Source organism: Candidatus Uabimicrobium amorphum, assembly GCF_009002475.1.
GTDB classification, from domain to species: Bacteria; Planctomycetota; Uabimicrobiia; order Uabimicrobiales; family Uabimicrobiaceae; genus Uabimicrobium; species Uabimicrobium amorphum.
Window position 1 is genome coordinate 9,138,861 of the sequence record NZ_AP019860.1, and the last position, 24,190, is coordinate 9,163,050.

17 protein-coding genes are annotated in these 24,190 nt (G+C 40.0%); 11 read left to right on the plus strand and 6 right to left on the minus strand.

The window, feature by feature from the left end; all coding sequences use genetic code 11:
* Positions 1 to 960: 960 nt before the first annotated feature.
* Positions 961 to 1,737, minus strand: a complete 777-nt coding sequence (locus UABAM_RS32145; RefSeq protein ID WP_151972266.1) for a hypothetical protein — start codon at positions 1,735 to 1,737, stop codon at positions 961 to 963.
* Positions 1,738 to 1,883: 146 nt separating this feature from the next.
* Between UABAM_RS32145 and UABAM_RS32150 the strand changes: the two genes are divergently transcribed.
* From UABAM_RS32150 to UABAM_RS32160, 3 genes are all read left to right on the plus strand, one after another.
* Positions 1,884 to 2,480, plus strand: coding sequence for an isochorismatase family protein (locus UABAM_RS32150; RefSeq protein WP_151972268.1), 597 nt, complete (start codon positions 1,884 to 1,886; stop codon positions 2,478 to 2,480).
* On the plus strand, positions 2,480 to 3,196 hold the full coding sequence (locus UABAM_RS32155; RefSeq protein ID WP_151972270.1) for an alpha/beta hydrolase family protein: 717 nt from the start codon (positions 2,480 to 2,482) through the stop codon (positions 3,194 to 3,196). The genes UABAM_RS32150 and UABAM_RS32155 overlap by 1 nt, the downstream gene beginning before the upstream one ends.
* 108 nt (positions 3,197 to 3,304) lie before the next feature.
* Positions 3,305 to 4,435: a papain-like cysteine protease family protein gene (locus UABAM_RS32160; RefSeq protein WP_151972272.1), complete on the plus strand. Its 1,131-nt coding sequence runs from the start codon at positions 3,305 to 3,307 to the stop codon at positions 4,433 to 4,435.
* 53 nt (positions 4,436 to 4,488) lie between these two features.
* On the opposite strand, the gene UABAM_RS32165 is transcribed toward UABAM_RS32160, so the two are convergent.
* From UABAM_RS32165 to UABAM_RS32180, 4 genes are read right to left on the minus strand one after another with little or no spacing between them, the layout of a single operon-like run.
* Positions 4,489 to 4,845: an MmcQ/YjbR family DNA-binding protein gene (locus UABAM_RS32165; RefSeq protein ID WP_151972274.1), complete on the minus strand. Its 357-nt coding sequence runs from the start codon at positions 4,843 to 4,845 to the stop codon at positions 4,489 to 4,491.
* Positions 4,846 to 5,121 carry a hypothetical protein gene (locus UABAM_RS32170; RefSeq protein WP_151972276.1) on the minus strand — a complete coding sequence of 92 codons (276 nt, stop codon included), beginning with the start codon at positions 5,119 to 5,121 and terminating at the stop codon, positions 4,846 to 4,848. It abuts the gene before it with no gap.
* Between the two features lie 10 nt (positions 5,122 to 5,131).
* Entirely contained in the window at positions 5,132 to 7,405 is a 2,274-nt protein-coding gene (locus UABAM_RS32175) for an alpha/beta hydrolase fold domain-containing protein (protein WP_151972278.1), read from the minus strand.
* Positions 7,406 to 7,414: 9 nt separating this feature from the next.
* On the minus strand, positions 7,415 to 8,305 hold the full coding sequence (locus UABAM_RS32180) for an ABC transporter ATP-binding protein (RefSeq protein WP_151972280.1): 891 nt from the start codon (positions 8,303 to 8,305) through the stop codon (positions 7,415 to 7,417).
* Between the two features lie 374 nt (positions 8,306 to 8,679).
* Here UABAM_RS32180 and UABAM_RS32185 point away from each other — a divergent pair, with 374 nt between their 5' ends.
* The 8 genes from UABAM_RS32185 (at position 8,680) to UABAM_RS32220 (ending at position 23,310) form a co-directional block, all read left to right on the plus strand.
* A complete protein-coding gene (locus UABAM_RS32185; RefSeq protein WP_151972282.1) occupies positions 8,680 to 10,761 on the plus strand; it encodes a hypothetical protein in 2,082 nt (693 codons plus the stop codon).
* Between the two features lie 850 nt (positions 10,762 to 11,611).
* Positions 11,612 to 13,609 (plus strand): elongation factor G, encoded by a 1,998-nt coding sequence (gene fusA / locus UABAM_RS32190; protein ID WP_173013702.1) that lies wholly within the window; start codon positions 11,612 to 11,614, stop codon positions 13,607 to 13,609.
* An 81-nt stretch (positions 13,610 to 13,690) separates the two neighbouring features.
* Positions 13,691 to 14,767, plus strand: coding sequence for a type IV pilus twitching motility protein PilT (locus tag UABAM_RS32195; protein ID WP_151972286.1), 1,077 nt, complete (start codon positions 13,691 to 13,693; stop codon positions 14,765 to 14,767).
* Between the two features lie 30 nt (positions 14,768 to 14,797).
* The gene (locus UABAM_RS32200) at positions 14,798 to 16,015 is read left to right on the plus strand and encodes a type II secretion system F family protein (RefSeq protein WP_151972288.1); all 1,218 of its coding nucleotides are present in this window, start codon (positions 14,798 to 14,800) and stop codon (positions 16,013 to 16,015) included.
* A gap of 129 nt (positions 16,016 to 16,144) precedes the next feature.
* Positions 16,145 to 17,803 carry a two-component system sensor histidine kinase NtrB gene (locus UABAM_RS32205; protein WP_173013703.1) on the plus strand — a complete coding sequence of 553 codons (1,659 nt, stop codon included), beginning with the start codon at positions 16,145 to 16,147 and terminating at the stop codon, positions 17,801 to 17,803.
* Between the two features lie 5 nt (positions 17,804 to 17,808).
* Positions 17,809 to 19,143, plus strand: a complete 1,335-nt coding sequence (locus UABAM_RS32210; protein WP_151972292.1) for a sigma-54-dependent transcriptional regulator — start codon at positions 17,809 to 17,811, stop codon at positions 19,141 to 19,143.
* 148 nt (positions 19,144 to 19,291) lie between these two features.
* Complete coding sequence (locus tag UABAM_RS32215) at positions 19,292 to 21,754, plus strand: bifunctional serine/threonine-protein kinase/formylglycine-generating enzyme family protein (RefSeq protein WP_151972294.1); 2,463 nt, start codon at positions 19,292 to 19,294, stop codon at positions 21,752 to 21,754.
* An 8-nt stretch (positions 21,755 to 21,762) separates the two neighbouring features.
* Positions 21,763 to 23,310, plus strand: a complete 1,548-nt coding sequence (locus tag UABAM_RS32220) for a HEAT repeat domain-containing protein (protein ID WP_151972296.1) — start codon at positions 21,763 to 21,765, stop codon at positions 23,308 to 23,310.
* Positions 23,311 to 23,353: 43 nt separating this feature from the next.
* Here the strand turns inward: UABAM_RS32220 and UABAM_RS32225 are convergent, their stop codons facing one another.
* Positions 23,354 to 24,187: a universal stress protein gene (locus UABAM_RS32225; RefSeq protein ID WP_151972298.1), complete on the minus strand. Its 834-nt coding sequence runs from the start codon at positions 24,185 to 24,187 to the stop codon at positions 23,354 to 23,356.
* Between the last annotated feature and the right edge of the window lie 3 nt (positions 24,188 to 24,190).

Consider the following 24,190-nt stretch of genomic DNA (forward strand, 5'->3'; position numbering starts at 1 on the left):
GTTTGAACTGCTTTGGTTGCAATTGCAAATTCCATATTGCTACTTATGTTGATGTATCAGGCACAGAGATGCAACGAGCATCTTGATCTGTGCCTGATTTTTTGCTTGTTCTTCAAAATAAACGCTTATCTATCGAACAAACGATGTTACCTACCCAATGTCACGATACATGGTATTGTGTATGAGTAGATAACTCCACTCTAAATCTTTATGGTCTTTAATGCTACAAAACAAAACCAAATATATTCCACATATATTAACAATAATGTAATATATATACTTCAATATTGCAAGAGGAAAATAAAAAAAACTGTAAAAAGGTTTATCTGATTCATTTTTTCTTGGTTTGAAAGGGGGGTGAGCAAAAAAAATAGCCAGCTGTTTGCTGGCTAATCGTTGGGTAATGAGCTTAATTTTGTTGACTTTATTCTACCGCTTTTGAACTGAATGTTATTTTGAGGAGTAGACACAGAGGTCAACGCAACAGGCGTTTCATTCTGTGTCTAGATTTTTGCTTGTTCTTCAAAGATGAATATCAAGTTGCTGAACAAGCGATGCTATTTGTCCAAAATCATGGTGTATATCTAGGTCGTAGTAGGACAAATAGCTCCACTCTAAATCTTTATGGTCTTTAATGCTACAAAACAAAACCAAATATATTCCACATATGTACTTCTAAATGTAATATATAGGCTACAGTTTTGCAAGTGGAAAATGAAAAAAGTTTTTGTTTTTGTATTTTGGTAAATAGAGTTTTAGTTCTGTTGCCTTTTTTTTAAAAGGCTTGCAGGCTTTTGAGGTGCAAAAAACAAAGATGAATTTTTGTGAGGGAAATACTCGTTTTTGTAGTTTATAGTCTACTTTTGGTTGGGGGAGGTGGCTAAGTGGGAGATAATACTTATCGGATTTTGATGCCCTCTGTGGACTATTTTCCATGAAGAGGGCATTACTAACGAAAGATTAGTTTCTACCGCGTCGACGTCCACGTCTACGAAATTCATTTTTAGGTAGAGCTTTGTTTTCTATTGCCTTGATTGTCGATTCGATTTTACTGACAATAAGTACGTGACGATCTTTTTTCTTTATTTTCACTTCCTTTATACTTCCAAAAATACGAATAGGGGTTCTTTTTGATATTTTTCGAAGCGCATTTTCAATACTCTTGTTGCTGTTGGGAAAAACGATAATCATTTTTGATGTACATTGTACTCGTTTGTATTTTTCACGATCAATTTTTTGAAAATTTACTATGCGGATAAAGGTATCTTTTGTTTCTATTTCTCGATCCACAAATTCTTCCGGAGATTTTGCTATCGCCTCAATCGTTGTTTCTTGCTCAGATGTCGAATCTTCTTCCGACTCTAATTGTTTAATCGCAGCAATCTCTAGATAGTAAAAGTCGCCTCCTGAGCGCGCATTCAGGCGTTTTACTTTTCCGCTACATAGTAACTTCGTCCCTTTGCTCATGGACTCTATTGTTCTCCATGCACTTCCATTTTTGGTGATGAGTAACGCCAACTTGACATCATTTGCATACAACTGACTATATTGACTGTCGCGGAATCCTCTGCGTTTCATTGCTCCAGAAACTTTGGATCGTACTCCTGCGAAACCAAAAGTAAATGCGACGTTTTTTTTGTAATACTTCGCAGCATTATCAGCAATATCTTCGTAAGGAGGATATTTGTCTGCACAAATGCAACACAAAACTACTAAAAATAAACAGATCTTTTTCATACAGCACCCCGTTTTTTATAAGGTTTTCAATACGATTTGTATACCCACATTTGCTATTTTTGAATGTCTATTATAAAATTGTGGTTTATTTTATAGTGTACATCGCACAGATGTTTCAGTAAATATTTCTTATTTTTTTGGAGAGAATGATGGGATTACTCGATGTGAATCGTAGCATTGTAGTGGTGATTGATCTACAGGGAAAATTGATGGATATGATTTATCGCCCTAATTTGGTGATTGCGTCCACAATACGTTTGATGAAGTTAGCGGACATATTTAAAGTACCGGTTATCATCACCGAACAATACCCAAAAGGCTTAGGAAAAACGCATCCTGAAGTATTGTCTGTTTATGAAGGTTTAACGACAGAAAAAATGCACATGGAAAAAGATAGTTTTGGCTGTTGTGGTGACGAGCAGTTTTACTCTTTGCTACAATCTGCAAGGCCGGATGTTGCGCTAGAAGAGCAACAAGTTGTGATTGCGGGAATTGAAGCACATATTTGCGTTATGCAAACTGTAGTTGAATTAATCCAGCGTGGTGTGGAGACGCATTTGTGTTGGGAATGTATCAGTGGACGTGGAGAAGAATATCGCCATCATGCCTTACAAAGAATGCAAAGAGAAGGTGCTAGCATTACGAATCACGAATCTGTTGGTTTTGAATGGGCAAGAGACAAAAATCATTCCTGTTTTAAAGAGATGAACCGTTTATTTCGCGAAGGACAAATTACACAATAATGATACACACACAACGTCAACACTTACAAAATACTCCTTGTGTTTTTCTTTATAAGGATGAAATAAAAAAAGCTGTGAGAAATGGTACTATTTTGTTTTTTCATGGATTGGGAGCTTCAAAAGATGTTCAGTTACACGACCTCGAAAATCTTGCGCAACATGGTTTTTTGGTTGTAGGAATTGATAATGTTGGTCACGGGGAACGAAAATATGAAGATTTTGACACGCGGTTTTCGACGAAAAATACAAATTTAGAGCAAGATTTTCAACAAGCCGTTCTCGAAACGGCTCAGGAAGTACCTATTCTTATTGAAGAATTGCAAAAACGCGACTTGATACACAATGCCAAGGTTGGTGTTACGGGTATTTCTATGGGGGGATTTATTACCTATCGTGCTCTTGTTGAGTATCCGAAATTCAAAGCAGCGGTGTCTATTCTCGGTAGCCCCAAATGGAAAGGTAATAATCCTTATAGTCCGCATTTACATCACAAATGTTTTTTTCCAACACCACTAATGTCTCTCAATGCAGGTAAAGATACCTCCGTTCCTGCACACGATGCTCGAGAACTGCATCAACATTTACGGGAGTTTTATGCAAAAGATAAACATCGATACATTGAATATCCTGAATCCGAACACTTTATGCGTGAAAGTGACTGGGATGATCTATGGCAGAACATGGTACTATGGTTTCAAAAATGGTTAATGACATGATTTATGTGATTTGTTATTATATAAGCATATGTACTTATAGGCAGAGTTTTTAATTATTATACACAAGTCGAATGTTTAGGAATATTCGACAAATTAGGGGAGATATTTATGAAGCTATACAAAAAGATATTTTTCCTGGCGCTTTTTGCCATGGTTTTTGTCTGTGCTGCACCGCAGGAGGCAGAAAAAGCTGCACAGGAAGGAATGGGATTTTTCCTAAACTCCATACCTGATTCAATGTTAGATGAATATGGTTTTTCCAGTAAGGAACAGTTAGCAAACTGTTCTCTTGGTATGTCTTTTCAGCTAAAAGCTATCGTACCTGAAAAATTACGCGCTTATACAAATGAAGATACTGTAGCGTCTATCTCTCAGGACACCGATACATGGTATTTTGCCATCGTTTCTGCAGAAAAAAATATTGCCATTTTAAGTGTGGCTAAGGTCGATGAAAAATGGCAAGCAGTATCCTTGGGTAACGTTCTTTTAGCGTCACAATTGCAAAATATACAAAAGACTTGGGCAAATGAACGCGGTTTCGAGCCACAAGTCATTGTTTCTTACCAAGCACGCCAATATTTTTTTCACATACCACAACTTAATAAAGAAAATCTTACCGTTATTGAACTACACGCCAAGCAAGCGATAGATTACCACTATGTAAGTGCTCTTGATCAAGTAGCGGAAAACTTGTGGCAAGAAGTTCAAAAAAATATGCAGCAACGTGAATACGAAGTTCTACCTGTTGAAGATGCTGCGGCTTTTAATGCTACGCGTCAAGTGTTGAATTTACCACAGCGCTACCAAAAATATAACCAGTGGTGTTGGGCAGGCTGTAGTGAGGCTATTTTCAATTATTTTGGTAAAAATGTAGCTCAAGAGAGAATCGCTCAGGAAGGTACAAGAGGTCTCAATATTTGGAATTGGCTGTGGGGCGTTACCAATAACCCATATCGCAAAGGAATTCGCGAGCTACTTTCCACATGGGGACTACGTAGTTCTGGGGTTAATAGCCGACTAAGTTACAATGCCCTACAAGCGGAAATCAATTCGGGAAGACCTGTTGTTGTACGTTGGGGATGGGACAATGGTGGCGGACACTTTGTTGTGTGCAAAGGTTTGTCGGGAAGTACATCCTATGTTATGGATCCATGGTCAGGACCAACAGTTAAGTCTTATAACTGGTTGTGTCGTGGAAATGGTCACACCTGGACAAGTACTCTAAAAGTAAGCCGTTAATATAAATTGTGGCCGTGAAAATTTAAATTCACGGCCACACTATAAATGTTGTATTAGTTTTCTAATGTGGCAACTAGTTTCTTGGGTGCCAAAATTCGGTAACTCTCATCGATCCATTTCTTCATTGTGGTGAAAGAAGGTGCGCTTTCGCCTTCAAATACAATAGTAACCCAGCCATGCTTACCAATATGATAGTTCTGCGGATGTTTTTGTTGTAGTTTTGCAACTTGTTGCTGCGATTTGTCAAGTTTCACCATAATGTCGTAGTTTTTTTCGCTGACAAATACCACACCTTTCTTACGCACCTTAAAAGAAATTCGCGTACATGCCGAGCTTTCTTCAACTTCAGGATATTGCATAATACACTCGCGTATTTTCTCGATTATTTTTTGCGGGTTTTTTGCCATCATTTACTCATTTCCACTGTTTTTTGACAGAATTTGCTGAAGTATCGATATTTTTTGTTGTTGAAAAGCTATATTCTCAGCAGTATCACAAACGCGAGAGCCATTGTCGGAATAATAGAGGTCTAAGTAGCCATGGATACTTTCTAATTCTTTTTGAAGTTCCGTTGTTTGGCCTTGGGCAAATTGCGCCTGTTTTTCCTTTTTGTAACTCTCTACATGTTGATGAAAATTTTTGGCAAGATTTGCCATGGCGTCTCTCACATGTTTCGGGCCAACCATTGATATCTCCTTAGCGGTTACCTAAGTGTTTTTGCAAAAATCGCAAAGTGAAGTCAAGAGATTTTTGATGATAGATTGCCTCAAAGTGTCCCGTTGTGGCAATGGTTTCCAATTCTGTAGCCACCTGTAATTTTTGTAGTTTTTTATGGAGTTTTACGGGAGTTAGTGGACCATCGAGAGAAACGAGCATATCTTCTTGTCCATGGAAGAAACCTATGGGACACGTTTGTTTCGATGCCTGTACCACCGGAGATGCTAAGTTGTATAAATTTTTCGCCTTGGAGGGAATATCTCCAAACAAGTAGCGAAAAGTAGTTACTTCGTCGCTCAATGTGCTAAAGTCTGTCGGAGCTCCTCCTGCAACTACCACACGAAGTTTTAAATCTGATTTTTCATTGGTGGTTGCCAAAAGTGAAACCAAGTGTCCCCCTGCTGAGTAGCCTACAGCACCTACATTGTTTATGTCTACTTTGTAGCTTGTGGCATTTTTTTTCAACCACGTTAAGGCGGTGCGGCAATCATTTATTTGTGCGGGAAACATATTTTGTGGGGCTAAACGATAGCTAATTGCAAAACACGCAAAATTGTTGCTGGCTAAAAAGTGTGCGTATTTTGCTAATTGTTCTTTATCTCCCGTACGCCATCCCCCGCCATGCACGAGTAAAATTCCTGGATTATTTTGAGAATTTTGCGGAATGTAAGCGTCTAGTAGAAGTTGATGCTTTGTGTCGTAAACAATATTTTCGTATAGCATGTAGTCTCCCAAGTTGTCTTCGCTTGATTTTTTGTCAGCGGGTATACTCGCTTCAAAATCGAGCGCAGGAAGGTGAATGTGCCATTTGGTTTTATTTTTAGTGAAAGAGATCGGAACTTTTTGTCCATAATTTGTGATGGCAATTGCTGTGGCAGTTGTCTCTTTCAATTTGATATTTTCTATTGCACTGTAATTTTCAAATTGTCGTAAGTTACTGGTCGCACGTAAAACAGCTTGAATGAACGCATCTTTACTTTTGACAGCGCTGGCGAGTTTTTCTACTTCGTCTGTTGTAAGAAATAGCTTGTTGGGATAGCGAAGAATAATTTCTAAATTTCTACGCAATACTTTTAGGTCCACATTTGCCACAGCTATTTGCATTTGAATAAGCGATTGCATAACTTGCTGTTGCGTGCCGTTCTGCTCAACATTTCCTATCTCCAAACGTTGGTCAGAGTTTTGCCACATGCGTATTGCTCCCTTGTCGCCGACATCTAATGCTACGAAAGATCCGCGTAACAGAGCGGCGGCACACCACTCTTTTTTGGTTTGTTCACTAATGCACTTTGTGAGGCTTTTCCAATTTTTTTCTTCAATACTTACCGTGGTTGTTTTGAAACAATTACGTGGGGTTATTTGTGAGACGTCTCGTGTGAGAGAGATGAGCGTATAAACAAAAATGAACAAAGTGGTTACTGTTGCTAAAGTGAACTTTGTCCAATTCATATCCCCTTCGCCAGCAACGCGAATATCGCGTTTTTTAAATTGCAAGAAAGCCATTATGGTAAAAACAATTGCGATGGCGATGAGAAGTATGAAATGTCCCAAGTCGAATCGTTCCAGTGCTTTTATTCCCTGGTAATACTCAAAGGGAGAAAAAACAGCTACTGGTTGTAGTGTAGAACTTAATTTGGCGAGGTTGGCAATCATTTGTGCGATGAGCATGATTAGCCCACTGGTCATGGTTGCCGCAATTCGTGATGGTAGCAACATACTAAGTAGAAGACTAAGAGCTGTAAAGCAACATAAAATGGCAAATAGCGAGGTGAGAGGAAAGAAAATTTTCCATACCGACACTTGCAAGTCTGAAACCCATATACCAATGGCAATGCCTAACCAGACGATGAGTAGTATTCCCATTATGGCAACAATAAGAGAGCTAAGTCTGGCAAAAAATATTTGACGGCGACTAATGGGATACCCCATCATGAGGTCTAGAAAACCCTGTTCTTCATCGCGCAGTAATAGCCCGGATCCACAAATAATTGCGAATATACCTAGAAGAATGGGAAAAATGGTGAAAATTCTTATGCTCATGTAACCTTCGGGAGTATTGAACTTGTCCAGGTCTCCAACCAATGAAGTGAGAGCTTTGGGAAGACTTTCTATTAATTTTTGAATTTCGTTGGCGTTGTCCGAAACTATATGGAAAAAGCATAAGACAACAGCACAGTAAAAGGCCAAGCCGATGCCCCAGCCAAATATTTGTGGTACTAAGCGTCTAAAGTTGTGATTAAATATTGGTAGCATAGTATCCCTTTAGCTAGTGTAGTATGTTAAAAATATTTCTTCTAAAGAAGGCTCTTTGGTCACAAAGTCTTTTATTGTATACGGTGAACAATAGTCAATTACTTTTGCTAGTTCTTTTTCTACCTGCAACACAATAGTATTTTGTTTATTTTCTAATAGTTTTAAGTGGGGTAATTTGTTTAGTAAGCCGTCAACATCTATTTGTTTTTCACACGTGATTGTTACGCAACGTACGTTTTTGGCAATTAAGTTTTGCACGACTGCGGTATCAATAATTACACCATCGCGAATGATTGCTACGCGGTCACTTACTTCTTCTACTTCGCTGAGAATGTGAGAAGAAAAGAACACTGTGGCACCATTATTTTTTGCCGCGGTTACCATTTGCAATACTTGTTTTTGCATAAGAGGATCTAAACCACTTGTTGGTTCGTCGAGTATGAGTAGTCGTGGTTGGTGCATAAACGCTTGAATAATACCAACTTTTTGTTTATTTCCTTTGGAGAAGTTTTTAATTTTTGTGTCTAGTCTCAATTTGAGTTTATTTGCATGTTCTTCAATCCATTTCCAGTCCGCTTGATGGTTGCGAAGAGCAGCAAATAGTGACAGCGATTGTCTGGCGGTTAAGCGATCATCTAAATTGAGTTCTCCCGGTAAATAACCAATGAATTTTTTTACATTTACGCTATTCTGTTGCGGATCGATGTCAAATATTCTCACCGTTCCACTACTTGGGCGAATAAGATCTAGCAAGCAACGTATTGTCGTTGTTTTTCCTGCACCGTTGGGGCCTAGGAAACCAAAAATTTCCCCGTGATGAACACTTAAATCAATACCTTTTAAAGCGTGGAATGACTCATAGTGCTTGTGCAGTTTTTGTACTTCGATGGCTATTTTCATATTTTTTTGTTTTCGTAAAATCGTTTTCTGTTTAGTATCTGAAAGAAGTATATGATATTTTTGTAGAATTTTAAGAAAATAGATTTTATTTGCAGAAAAGTTATACTATAATTACATAATTTAAATATGCCCTAGAATATCATAATTTTTTTATATTAAAATTAAAAATTTCTGAAAAGACACAGGGGAAATCCTTCATAATGATGGAGCGAATTTTTTCTTATGGTAATAATCCTTACTAAGATTGTGTCCTAATAAAAACTACGCTTATAGGTGTGGCTATAATAAACCTTGGGATGGGTACTAAAATTTAGAGTATAAGTGTAAAGCCCCACAAATCCTCATTATTCTTTTCTTAAAGAAAGTAGAGAACCGTGCCTACACAAAAAGATATTGAATTTGCGAAATTACTTGCTTCCAAAGACCTTATTTCTAAAGCAGAAATGCAGAGACTTCTTGATGAACTTGATGATCTGCGTAAAAAAGACCCTCGTATCAGTGTCGAAGTCTTCATGATTAAGAATAAAGTTATTACCAATCATGAGTTAAAAATCATTAAAGAATCAAGTAAACAACGTATTGTGCACTGTAGTAAATGCCGTACAATGTACAGAGTAAGTCAAGAAGATGTGGGTAAGCGGTTTAAGTGTAAAACGTGTTCGACAGCTGTAATTGTTCCTATGCCAGGTCAAACAAAGACGAAAAGTATTCGCGACTTGGTGGAAAAAGAAAAGAAAACGACAACTTCTCTTGACAGTCGAAAAGTACTCAAAGGAGTGTCAAAAGAAGAGTATGAAGCTCAGAAACAAGCCGCTGCTAACGCCCCCGAAGTTACCATCGAACTTGATGAAGATGATGACAACCCTATCGAAGCTACCGCTGCTACCGCAAATAACGAAGGAATAGTTGTCAGTGCTAGTGAAGACAACAACGAAGTTATGTTGGCCACCAGTGCGGATGATGATCTTGATAGTGCCTTAGCTGTAGATGATTTACACATACCAGATATGGGAGGTCCGGAAGTAACGATTAATCTCGGAACGGATGACGAAGACGAAGAAGACGATGAAGATGATGTTCTTCCTGTTCTTGGTAAAGAAGTAACGATTGATTTAGGGCTAGATGACGGACATGATGATGGTGAGTTGGTTGCTGCAGAAGTCACCATGAATTTAGAGGATCATGGACACGACTTTGCGGAAGATGATTCTAATACGGAGCTTGTTGTTGAAACGACACCGGATGGCTCTGTTGCCGCAGGGCAAGAAATGACTATAAATCTGGGGTTGGATGACGCTGATGAAGATGATTCAGATGCGGAACTCGTCGTAGATGTAGCACCACAAGTGGGCGGTGGGCAAGAAATGACAATGCCTGTTTATACAAATGCCTCATACGATGAGGAGGATTCCGATAGCGAAATGGTGGTGGAAAATCTCGATGTCGGAAGCGCTTTGGTAATAGATCCTACACCGCAAATAACGCCGTCGCAACCAGCGGCAGGGCGGGAAATGACGATAAACCTAGGACTAGACGACACCGACAACGACGAAGACGACTCGGATGCGGAACTTGTGGTTGATATGGCAGCACAAGTAGGCGGTGGGCAAGAAATGACGATGCCTGTACACACAAGCAACTCCTACGACGATGAAGACTCTGATGTAGAGATGGTGGTCGACAATCTGGATGTAAGTGGTGCGGCAATGGTACCTTCGCCGGCAATGACTCCTACACCGCAGATAACGCCGTCGCAACCAGCGGCAGGGCGGGAAATGACGATAAACCTGGGACTAGACGACACCGATAACGACGAAGACGACTCGGATGCGGAACTTGTGGTCGATATGGCTGCGCAAGTAGGCGGTGGGCAAGAAATGACGATGCCTGTGCATACCAGCAACTCCTACGACGACGAAGATTCGGATGTCGAGATGGTGGTCGACGATCTGGATGTAAGTGGTGCGGCAATGACTCCTTCTCACGCAACGACACCGCAAGTGGGTGGTGGGCAAGAAATGACGATGCCTGTGCATACAAGTAACTCCTATGATGATGAAGATTCGGATGTAGAGATGGTGGTCGACGATTTGGATGTAAGTGGTGCGGCAATGGCACCTTCTTCAGCAATGACACCCACACCGCAGATAACACCGTCGCAACCAGCAGCAGGACGAGAAATGACCATCAACCTGGGACTAGACGACACCGACAACGATGAAGACGATTCGGATGCCGAACTTGTTGTGGGAGGCGGACAAGAAATGACGATGCCTGTGAACACAAGTGACTCTTATGACGACGAAGATTCGGATGTAGAGATGGTGGTGGATGATTTGGACGTAAGCGGTGCGGCAATGACATTTCCTTCTTCACCTGATAAACAACCAAGGAAGCCGCAACAAAATCGTGAATTGACGATTGATTTAGGTCTTGACGATAGCGACGACGAATAGCCAAAATTCTACAAATCATTGCGGGTGTCGTGAATGCGATGCCCGCCAAATACCTTCCTGTAAGCACTTCTAAACTTAACAACATTGTTATTCCCACAATTATCACCACAATAGCACGACCTTCGCCAAAGTATTGAAGTTTTTTATCTTCTTGTAATTCTATAACTTCTTGTGTGTTTATGCGCGTAATAAAATAACTATTGCAAAAAAACGCGTTTTATGTAAAAATAAATCACGAAACCATTGTATGGAAAAGGTTGAAAAGTAAAGAAAAGCACTCTATACAAACAAACGTAGGTGAATACCTACAAGAACTATCTTGTGTGTGTTCTGTCTTTTTAGGATAAGCTACGAAACCTAAAATTTACTGCTTTTATTGTAAAACCTTGGCACATAGCATTGTTGTCCGTAAAAAAGAAAGATTTATACGAACTTTCTCTGTTATCAAATGAACACCTACTTTTAGTAGATTTGCTGTATACCTTAGCTGAATCCCATATCGTACCAACTACTACAAGTTAGGTACATCAATCGGCATTCCATGGGAGCTTCGGAAACATAAGCAAAATGGAGTCATGAATCTTGAATTTTTGGCTTTTGTTAAAACGGAGACCAATCTTTGAGCAAAGTTACAGAGCTCTTAACAAACTAAATAGTATGTTCGGGGCAAGAACTCTCCTTCCTGAGGATGTGTCACCATAATAAAATTTACCCATATGCAAAGTGAAGTGCACATCTGCGAAGTAAAGCTCTAAAATCTGTTACTTGCGTTTTGTAAAACTAGAGCCTAAAAAGTTAGAATCTGTTACATTTACTATAAAATAAACACAAACATATGGGATTAAAACTTATGGCAAAAAATGACACAAGCAGTTTGAGAAATCTCGTCTTCGTGGGACATGGTGGATCTGGTAAAACCACTTTATGTGAAGCTGTTCTCATGGAGGCTGGTCTAGCTACCAGACTTCCCGCGGGGATAATGGATTATCTTCCCGATGAAAAAGATCGAGGCGGAAGTATTGATTCTGCTCTTGCTCAATTTTCATGGAACGATAAAGAAATCACCTTTATCGATACTTCTGGCTATCAAGATTTTATACACAGTGCTATTAGTGCTTTAAACGTAGTAGAAACATCTGTTTGTGTTGTTTCTGCAGCTGATGGAGTAACTGTTAATACGCGTAGAGGATGGGAAGAAAGCCGCAAAAAAGGTGTCGCTTCTCTTGTCGTTGTGACAAAACTCGATGGTGAAAATGTCAGTTTTGACGATACAGTTTCCCAGATTCAACAAGACTTGGGAGAAAAATGTCGGCCATTTATTATACCTTCAGGAGATGGTGACGCGTTAACTGAAGTGTATAGCGTATTGACCAGTGACAATGAGAAAGTAGCAACGTACAAAGAACAACTTATTGAAGCAGTTGTGGAAACAGACGATGAAATGTTGAGTAAGTATTTCGAAGGCGAAGAAATACCTATCGATGATCTTAAAAAACAATTTCGTAAAGTTGTTCTTAGCGGAGAAATTTTCCCGATAGTTGTGGTCTGCCCTACAAAAAACATCGGCGTAAAAGAATTTATGTCGTGCATTGATCTTTTATGTCCTTCTCCAGCAGATGCTGCTGCAAGAGAAGCGGAAGAAAATGGCGAAGCAAAAACAGTGGAAGCCTCTGCTGATGGCGAATTTTCTGCGCAAGTATTCAAAATTTTTAACGACCCATTTGGAAGAGTTTCTTATTTCCGAATTTTTAGCGGAACTTTAAAGTCCGCATCGTCTATTTACGTGACCAATACAGAAGGCACAGAACGTATAGGACAGCTTTTGAAAACCTTTGGTAAAGACCAAAAACAAGTCGACGAAGCTGTTGCTGGTGAAATTGTTGCCGTTGCTAAAGTTGAAAATATACAAGATGGTGATACGCTATCTGTTGACAAAAGTAAGCTAGTGTTTCCGAAAGTTACGTATCCGACACCGATGGTTCCTCTTGCTGTAGAACCAAAGAGTCGTGGTGACGAACAGAAAATTTCTGCCGCACTGAATAAAATTGTGGAAGAAGACCCTACGTTTGTTATGCGCAGAGACGATGAAACATCAGAGCTTGTGGTTTCAGGTATGAGTAACTTGCACCTTGACATTATACTTAATCGTTTGAAAACACGTTTTAAGGTAGAGTGTACGAAAAAATTACCTAAGATTGCATACCGTGAAACCATCACCGGAAAATCTGACTCTCGTTACCGACACAAAAAACAAAGTGGTGGTAGTGGTCAGTTTGGCGAAGTTGCGATCAAAATGGAACCTACGGAGCGCGGCGAGAAGTTTGACTTTGTGAACAAGATCGTTGGTGGGGTAATACCATCTCCTTATATCGCGTCTACGGAAAAAGGTATGATCGCAACCATGGAGAAAGGTATTCTTGCTGGATATCACATTGTGGACGTGCGCGTAACTCTTTACGATGGCAAAACACACGATGTAGACTCCTCTGATGCTGCTTTTCAAATAGCTGGCTCTAAAGCTTTTCAGGAAGCTTTTATGCAATCAAAACCTGTACTTCTCGAACCCGTTGAACATGTAAAAATCTTTGTACCTCAAGACTACATGGGAGACATTATGGGAGATTTGAATACGCGTCGTGGTCGCATAGTGGGTAGTGATGCGGAAGGTAAGTTCCAAGTAGTTGAAGCGCATGTACCTTTAGCTGAAATGCTAACTTACTCTGCTGATTTGAAAGCGATTACCGGTGCAGAAGGTTCTTTTACGATGGAGTTTTCGCACTATGATGTGGTTCCAAGTAATTTGCAAGAAAAAATAATTGCAAAAGCAAAAGCAGAACAAGAAAAGTAATTTTTTGGGCGTTGTTACGTGCGATGTAACGACGCCCAAAAATAAGTATATTTCCAAAAAAAATTTAAAAAGGGATAGGCGATGCTTCCTTCTAGCATTGAAGAATTAACACAAGTTCTCGTAGAAAAAGGTGGATCAGACCTTCATTTATCTGCTGGATCAAAGCCACGTGTTCGTATAGATGGTGAGTTGGTGGAGACAGATTATGATGTGCTTGATCCAGAAACGACACAAAGATTAATGTATGCGATCCTTGATGACGAACAAATTGCTCGTTTTGAAAAAGATTGGGAGCTGGATTTATCATTTGGTATCCAAGGTTTAGGTCGTTTTCGTACGAATGTTTTTTTACAACGTGGAGCTGTAGGCGGAGTTTTGCGGGTTATTCCGTATGAAATATTGACTTTCAAAGATCTCGGTTTACCTGAAAACGTTTGCAAAAGATTATGCGCACTGCCAAAAGGTTTGGTACTGGTTACTGGTGCTACAGGTAGTGGTAAATCAACTACTCTTGCCTCTATGATCAACCACATTAATGAGACTCGTGCAGAACATATTATGACGATTGAAGACCCTATTGAATTTGTCCACCCGAACAAAGCTTGCTTAGTAAATCAGCGAGAAATTGGTGGAGATACTCATGGTTTTAAGTATGCACTACGTACTGTGTTGCGTCAAGATCCCGACATTGTTCTTGTAGGGGAAATGCGCGATTTGGAAACAATTGAAGCGGCGCTAACTGTTGCGGAAACAGGGCACTTAACTTTTGCGACACTTCACACCACTGACTGTCCGCAAACTATCAACCGTATTGTTGACGTATTTCCTGCATACCAACAAGCACAAATACTTACACAGCTCTCTTTTGTACTTCAGGGAGTTTTTTGCCAACAACTCTTGCCTCATGTTTCTGGTAGAGGACGTGTACTTGCTTCAGAAATTATGATTGCTACACCAGCGTTACGCAATATGATTCGTGAAAAAAGAATTGAACAGATAAAAGGTCTTATCCAAACAGGTGGAAAGTTTGGAATGACGACGATGAACCAATCCTTATTCGATTTAGTAGACAAGAAATTAGTTACCAAAGACGAAGCTCTATTACGAAGTACAGATCCTGAAGATCTGCATCGACAGTTTATGAAATGGAATAAATAGATTTTAATGAGGTAGGAAAGGTAAAGAAGCATGCCTGTCTATAATTATGTAGCACAAGATAATAGCGGCCAAGAGCTCAAAGGTCAAATGAATGCCGCTAGCCGTGAGGATGTCGTCATTCAATTGCGACAGAAACAGCTTATTGTTATCACGATTGAACAAAAAAAGGGTTTGCTGCAAATGGAGTTTGGCGAAGCCAAAGTTAAAGTCAAACTCGATGAAATGGTAATTTTTACACGTCAGTTATCGACAATGATATCTGCCGGTATTCCTCTTCTCGAAAGTTTGGAGATACTCCAGGACCAACAGGCCAACCAAGGTTTTGCAAAAGTTTTGGGTGACGTTGTTGACCGCGTACGTTCAGGTAGTGACTTATCTACAGCTCTCGCAGCACACCTAAAGATTTTCCCGAAGATATATGTTAGTATGGTGAAAGCTGGGGAGGCTAGTGGTCAGTTAGATGTTATTTTGACAAGATTGGCTGAATATCAAGAAGCAACTGCGAAGTTACGCAGAGAAATTAAGAGTGCGATGACATACCCTGTTATTTCACTGGCGATGATTTTTGGTATCACTGGTTTTCTTTTAGTAGGTATCATACCAAAATTTAAAGAAATTTTCGTATCATTAGGTGTTGATTTACCTGGAATTACAGTAGGTCTTCTTGAACTTTCCGATTTTCTCCAGTTGTATTGGTTAGAACTCGGTGGAGGACTTATTGGGTTTTCTGTATTTCTCAAAGTTTACGCCGCCACAAAACAAGGACGTAGGCATTTTGACTTCGTAAAACTCAAATCACCGGTATTCGGTCCGCTGTTTCAGAAGGTAGCGATTTCAAGATTTACAAGAACATTTGCAACGCTAATACGTAGTGGTGTACCCATTCTTGGTTCGTTAGAAATCGTAGGTCAAACCTCGGGAAATACCATCATTGAAGACGCGGTACGCGCATCAATGAATAACGTAAAACAAGGGGAATCTCTTGCCGATCCATTGTCGGATTTTTGGGTATTTCCGCCCATGGTTACCAAGATGATCGCCATTGGAGAACGCGCAGGGGCACTGGAATCCCTATTGGAAAAAATCTCTGAATTTTACGATCAGCAGGTTTCTGCATCTGTAGAAACGCTTACTTCTTTGATCGAACCGTTGATGATCGGCGTTATGGGATTTATTGTAGGTGGGATCGTTTTGGCGGTATTCTTACCGATCTTTAAACTACAGGAACAGCTCGCTCGCGGTGGTTAATAGCGGAATTTCACCATGTAGCCATCCACCTCTATAGGATGGCTACCGCGTGTTATTGATGCAACAGTTGCCTAGTGGTTTGAAAACGTCCTGAAAACAGCGAAAATTCTACAATACATGAATACATCTATGGAAATGCACAGCAACTCTATTACGAAAACTCGAATCTACTGGCTAATTTTATTCCGCTTTGTTATTGTCGCTTTGTGTCTTATTGCGCATTTTTTTCTCGACTATGGACAAAAAGTAAACACGCTGAATATTTTTGTGCTCACCGCGGCTCTGATTATCAATGTTTTGTTCTTAATCGTAACACCATATGTACGCCATTCTTGGTCGTTATTTGCCATTGTGCAGATCATGACAGATCTCTTTATTGAAACAATCCTTGTATACGTAACAGGTGGAATTTTATCTGCTTTTGTCATCCTCTATTTTGTTTCGGTTTTGTATGCGGGCTTGTTTGTTTCGTTACGCGTCAGTATTTTTTGCGCTTCGTTTGCCATTACCGGTATTTCGATTAGTGTCATCATATACTACATCAGCATTCTTCATTCCTCTTATCTTCCTATATTTAATATTTTTCCACCGATTTCCTTTCCTCAAGAAAACGATTTAAATTTTTGCCGTGCGTACTTATTTGCTCAAGGAATTTCGTTTTACCTCATCGCGTTCTTTAGTGGGCGTCTTACAGATATTCGTTACCGAGAAAGAATATTACACAAGGAAATCTTAGAGCATTTGGTGGATGGTGTTTTAGTGGTGGATAACAAGAATTGTGTGAATTATATAAACCAGAGGGCAAAAAAAATGCTTGGTTTATCTTTTTCCAAAAATTACAGCAATGATTCGATTTTAAAGCTACTGAACTATGATATTCACCTCAATTTACTCAAAGGTATACTTATGCATCGTGCTTTGGAGTATCAAGTTACCTGGGAGTATGCGAACAAAAAGATTCCCTTGAGAGTTGACATTACACCTATTACCATAAATAAAGCCAAAGCATCGATTGTGATTCTGAAAGACATTTCTCTGCAAAAACGCATGGAAGCGACGATAAAAGTTGCAGAACGTCTATCCATTGTCAACGAAACTGCGACGATGATCGCACATGAAATTCGCAATCCTTTGGCATCTATTCTTGGAGCAAGTCAAGAGTTACAACGTAAGTTTTCGAGTGAAGACAGTGCCAAAATTTTATTTGATATTATGGTAAAAGAATCGCAGCGAATTAACAGCATCGTGGATGATTTTCTGCGTTTTTCTAAACTACGCCAACCGAATTTTCAAATATGCGAAGTAGGAAATATTTTAGAAGAAGTCGTTTTGCTACTAAATCAACGAGACCAATATACTCAAATACAAGTACAGAGAGAAGAAGAGCTCCTTATCAAAGGAGATTCTGGGCATTTAAAACAGTTATTTTACAATTTAGGTATTAATTCGATAGAAGCACAAGAAAATCAAAATAGCAATTTGATTGAAGTGATGGCAAAACCATGTGTTTTTGGTGATTTTTGTGACACACATCGCACACTTCATGGCTTTCATTATGAAGAGGAAACGGCGGGCATTCAGGTTTCATTTTGCGATAAAGGTAAGGGCATTGATCCGAAGCTAACGACCAAGATTTTCAAACCTTTTTTTACAACGAAGTCAGGGGGGAGTGGTATTGGTTTGGCCATTGTACAACAAATTTTAGAATCACATCGTGCAGCTTATTATGTCAAAAGTACCTTGGGAAAAGGTACTGATTTTGTTGTTTTTTTTCCTGTGGAAAACTAGTTACTATGAACAAGATACTAATTGTCGATGATGAAAAAAGCATATGTCAAATTTTGTCGTATGTGTTAGAAGAGAGAAATTTTTACACAAAAACGGCGCAAACCGGTGAGAGTGCCCTGGAGCTTTTAGAGAATGAAAGTTTTGGGTTGGTAATTCAAGACTTAAAATTACCAGATATCGATGGCTTAGAGTTGTTGAAAAAAATAAAGCAGCGCTATCCCAATATGATTATTGTGGTGATTACCGCATTTTCGAATTGGCAGATTGCTGTTGAAGCGATGCGTTTGGGAGCTTTTAACTATATACGTAAGCCATTTGACAACGATAACATTGTGAACATCGTACGGCGTGGTATCCGCCAACTAGAGCTTACGGAATCGGAACGTGAAAAAGATTCCAAGATAATTGGCAACTCCCCACAAATGCAAAAGCTCAAGAATTTGATTCAGCGAGTCGCCCCTACGGACGCTACGGTACTTATTCATGGAGAAAGTGGTGTTGGTAAAGAGTTGGTGGCGCGGGCCATACATAATTTTTCTTCGCGGCAAGAGCAAGTTTTTATATCGATCAATTGCGGTTCCTTGGTCGAGAATCTGTTAGAGTCTGAGTTATTTGGACATGTCCAGGGGGCATTTACCGGCGCTGTGCAAAACAAAAAAGGTCTTGTCGAAGTAGCAAATGACGGTTCATTGTTTCTTGATGAAGTGGGAGAAATGCTTCTCTCTACGCAAGTTAAATTACTGCGTGTTTTGGAAAATCGCGAGTTTATGCCTATTGGTGGCGTAAAAGCTCAAAAAGCAGACGTGCGCTTTATCACGGCAACAAACCGTAACCTACAAGAGATGGTAAAAAGAGGAGAGTTTCGCGAAGATCTTTTCTACCGACTAAACGTTATCCCTATTCAAGTACCAGCATTGAGAGATCGCAAAGAAGACATACCTCTTCTTGCCGGTTATTTTCTTGCTTTGTATGCAAGTAACAATAACAAAAATGTCACACAGTTTTCACCTCAAGCAATGCAATTATTGCACGATTATGATTGGCCAGGCAATGTTCGCGAGCTGAGTAACGTTATTCAACGCACGGTGGTTTTGTGCGAGGGAGACATCATTCACAAAGAAGATTTGGAAATACATCGCGAAAAAAGTTTGGACAATTCTTTGCCGGAACTCATCGAGGACGGTTTTGACCTCGAAGATCAGTTGACAAAGGTGGAGTGTTTTTACATAAAAGAAGCTTTGGCAAAAACGAATGGTAACTTAACTCAAGCAGCAAAATTACTGAACCTTTCTTTTCGTTCTCTGCGCTATAAAGTAAAAAAATACGGTTTGAAGTTGTAGTTTTTAGGAACGTATTCTAAAGAAGAGCGCTCTTGTCAATAAGTAGCCGATATGCTATAATCAAACAAGGATTTCCTACAATCCCTAAGTTATAATTTGTAAATACTACACAAAAGCAACATAGTCCTACACATACTGGAGTATATTCATGGGGAAGCCACCTTTTCACGAAGGGGATATAGTTAAGAATTATGTGATAGACAAACAATTTAATGTTGGCGGAATGGGTGCTGTTTATAATGTTAAGCACGAGAATATACTAATAAAAGCACCTTTTTCCGATTCGGGAGATGTCCTTCTTGCGCAGTTTAAAGAAGAAGTCAAAGCACTGCAACAACTCAGTCACCCTGGAATTGTCGGGATTTTAGACGCGGATATTCACGCGGAGATTCCCTGGTATACAATGGAGTTTATTCAAGGGGAGACTTTGCGCGCATACATAAACCGGGAAGCCCCCATTTCCTCTTTGCGATCACTGAAACTTCTATATCACATAACCGACTCAATTGCTCACGCACATACCCAATCAAAACCTATTTGGCACCTGGATATAAAACCTGAAAATATTTGTTTTCGAGAAGATAAGCCTGTTGTTTTAGACTTTGGACTGGCACGTTTTGGCCGCAGTGCCACTAATATACTTGGTCCTCATGGAACGCTTCTTTATATGGCGCCTGAACAGCTAGATTTACGCGGTCGTCCCGATGCACGAGCAGATGTTTATGCTTTGGGCGTTCTTTTTTATGAAATGCTGACCGGACATCCTCCTTTTGGAAAAATTACCGAAGTATGTTATGAAAATAAACGCATCGACTGTATGGAAAAAATATTGGATTTGGGGCTTCGATGTCCTGCCGTTGACGGCGTTGCGCCTTGCATTGGTAAAATACTCGATAAAACGCTTGCCAAAAAACAAGAAGATCGTTACCAACATGCCGGTGAAATGCTTGAGGACATACAAGATGCCTTACGAGAATATATCGAAAAGTATGTCGCGAAATATGAGAAGACAAAAAACTATTCTCAGGCAGCGCGTGTATTGCAAGAGGGCTTTGACCAAGGGCTTGTCGAAAGAGAAGAGCTAGAACGTGTGCTGCAGTTGGAAAAAGAGCAACAACAGAAATCTCTGGAAGAAATTTTTTCGAGTGCGACAGGCCATAGCAATTTTCAAAAAAGCCTTGATTTCATTATTGATTTGGTTCAAAGATATAAGTTAGAGAGCGATGTGCAAACAAAACAAGATATCTACGCCACATTACAAAAAGTTCTTCAAGCAGAGGAGAATGAAAGTTGGATGCTGCTTTTGGAGAAAATAAATACGGTGAAAGACAGTCTTGTGCAAATGATACCTTCTTCTGTCAAACGCAGTAGTGAAGATGTTGAGGTAGAAGCAACAGACGACGAGTTGGATGAAGTTGATGAAGTGGAAGATGGTAGCGCAAACGATGATTCCCATATAGACGAACAACAACCAAGTGTCGAAATGGAAGAGCAAGACGCGAACACCGAAGTTGCGGAGCAAGAACTTGATACCGAGAACGAGGAGCAAGATTCGAAAGTTAGCGAAGTTGTTTTTGAAGAAGAAACGCAAGTTATTGAAGTTCCACCTGCAGATATTGCCGATTATGTCGCATCATCTTTGGCGATGAAAGACGAACCCGAAGTAGAAAAAGAAGATGTGCACCTAAAAACATCAGACTTTGAAGTAATTTTAGAGCAATCTCAGGCTCTTAAAGCAGAAAATGGGCTATCTGATTTACAAATGCAAATTAAATTGCCAAACGGTTTTCATTGGTTTGATGACAATCACATCATCTGTGAAAAAGACGAATCTCTACTTGTTTACATTCCCGGTGGAGAGTTTATTATGGGCAATGATGAGGCTTCTGGACAGATCGAAAAACCCGAGCATCGCGTTTATCTCGATGGATTTTTTATAGACAAATACCTAACAACATGGCGCCAATTTCTCATGTTTTGCGATGCCACAGGTCATACAAAGCCTGCACCTCCCAAATGGGGAATTTACGAAGAGCACCCTGTGGTCAACATTAGTTGGTTAGACGCGAAAGCTTATTGTATCTGGGCAGGTAAAATACTGGCTACCGAGGCACAATGGGAAAAAGGGGCAAAAGGGGGAATTTGGTTAGACGGAGATGAGACACAACAACAGAAAAACCCTTATGCCAAAAGAACATATCCCTGGGGAAATTCTTTGCCGGATGAGAATGGAACATGGCTGGCAAATTACAATGAAGAACCTCACTATGGAAGAAATCGTGGGCAAAAGTCAACTTCGCGTGTAGGAAGCTTCTCTAAAGGGGCATCTCCCTATGGTTGTCTGGACATGGCGGGTAATGTTTGGGAATGGTGTAAAGATTGGTATGGCGAAAGTTACTATGCCAAGTCTCCGAGCAAAAATCCCAAAGGTCCAAGTAAGCAAGATGCTACAAAAATTGATCCGAGTAAAGGAGACATTGGAAAAGTTTTACGTGGTGGTTCATGGTATACAGGGAAAAAGTTTTTACGAACAACAGCACGTAGGTGCCGCAACCCCGAAGGGCGCGGTGGAAGTTGTGGAATGCGTGGCGTTTGTAATATAGCAAAGTGAGTTGAAAAATGAAAAATATCCAGATTTTGTTAATGATTGTTTTTAGCACGGCGTGTATTTTTGCGCAGCAACAAGGTAAGAATGACTGGTTGGTCGAAGTGAAATTAAAAAATGGATCTTCGATTAAGGGCGTTGCGCGAAATGCAATATTTTTAGAAAAACAAAGTTATGGCGCGTATGTGGTTCTTAAAAATCAAAATCGCAAAATCGTGAATGACTTAATGAAAAAGAAGAGTCGGTCGATACGTTCAAGTAAACGCAATCTCGGTATTCGCTTGTGGTATGTAAAAAATTCTCCTGGGCATCTATATATTCCCTATGGTGACGTGAAGATGATCATTGTTATTCAAAGAGGATACGATGCACGTGATAAGGTGGTCAAGAAACTCAGTGAAGTGGCCAAAGATTATCGCGATGTACAAGTGGAGCGCCGTGAGAAACGAAAAGAACTTGCCAAGCAACGAAAGGTCGAAGCAGAACAACAAGCGGAACGCGATAGAGTTGCTGCGGAAGAACGTCTCAAACAAGAACTTACTTTGACACAAGAGGAAGAGCAACTCCTCGCAGACTATCCCCCCAACGCGAAGTGGAACGAAGAAGAGTACCATAGTTTACGTCGGCAACTTAATCGTGCACGTAACAACTTTTCGCGAACAGGGAATGGTGGTATTGCTAAGACTTTTTTCGGAGGTGTTAACAAGAAAGAACGAACATTCGTTAAGAATTTCAAAACTTGGAAAGTGGCAGTAGAAAAAGCGGCGAAGATAAGAGAAGCGGAAGCAAAGGCCGAACGCGAGCAAAAGAAAAGTGCAAAAGAATCTAGTGATGAAGTGAAAGACGATCGTGTTCCGACAGCAGAGAAAAACCAAGAAAAACCGGAAGCCGAAGGGCCAAAAAAAGAGGAAGTAGACTTTAGCAAAGCCATCCGCAAGAATGAGAAGCCTCAAAGACAATTCTCTAGCATTCAAGAAATCAACCATGTGCTTTACGGTAAGGACCCAAGACTAAGAATACGTGCTATCAAGCGCTTGGGGATGATGAAAGAAAAGAACGCGGTTTCCGCTTTGGTTTCTGTTGCAGGAGATAACAAGGAAAGTCGCGAAATGCGTGTTGCGGCTATCTCATCTCTAGGAAAGATTTACAGTGGTGAAGAAAGTATTATCAATGTGTTCAAACGCCGTTTGCGTAGCCAAAGTCGCGAAATGCGTAGTGCTGTTATCAACGCGTCATTTTCGACCGAAGAAGATCTTTCACCAATGGAAGATATGATTGGTATTGCGACACTTGATAACAATAAAGACATTCGTTACCGTGCGGTGTTGTTGATAGAAAAGCAAAAATTTATGGGATCTATCGGAAGAGTACAGGAAAGATTACGCGACAGCGTTCCACAGGTGAAAATAGCGGCGATCTACGCTCTACTTAAACTAGATCCAACGCCACGCACGCTAAACGTTTTGCAACGCTATAAAAAGTATTTGAATACCAACCTAGAAAGAACAAAAGACGAAGAACTCAAGTCGTTGATTACGAAGACGCTGCGATTGTTAAACTAGCATACCAAAATTGTTGTATCCCCGTAAAAACGGGGATACAACGCTAATCTTTTTTTCTCGTGGCGGGAATTGCCAAAACAGGCACAAGAGCTTCACGAATTACTTGCTCTGTCGTACTTCCACGTAAAGCATCCAGAAATCCATCATGTCCTTTTGTGGTCATTGTAATCAAATCGGTCTGTTTAAACTTGGCAACTTGGAGAATTTTTTCCACTACGTTGCCGTTTTTGATAATAATCTCCCAATTTCTGTTCGGAAGAGGTATGACAGGCTTATCGTCTAGATCTCCTACGAACAATAGAGTAAATCTTACCTGATTTTCCTTTGCCACTTTTTCCGCAAACTTACTCGCGACTTTCATGGCAATTTGTGGACTGGGGTCCGAGGTCACGGGGACTAGTATGTGTTTTAACCGTGAATATCCGTTTTCAACACTCACAAATCCTGTTGTTTCATCGGGAATAAACAGCGTCATTGCTTTTGATTTACGAGCAATTGGCTCCGATATAGATTTCTTAATCCAACGCGTAATACCTTTTTTCTGATGTGTCAGTAGCACAATTAAATCGGGGTGGTGTGTCTTCAAGTAGTCCATTATCCATGAAAAAGGATCACTGCTTGGAGCGGCAATTTTACGCACAAAACATCCTAATTTTAGAATGTCGGCTTTTGTACTTCCCGGTGGAAGGTAGCTCCATCTTTCTAAGAACTTAAGTACTTTGGGAAAACTGTTTGTATCTACATTTTCACCAACATGCAAAATATCGAGTTCTGCTTTACCGATAAGACTTAGTTTTAAAGCGTGGGCAAAAGCGACATCACTTGTTTTTGACAAGTCTGTAGGATGAAATATTTGGTGTATTTGTTGCTCACTCATAGG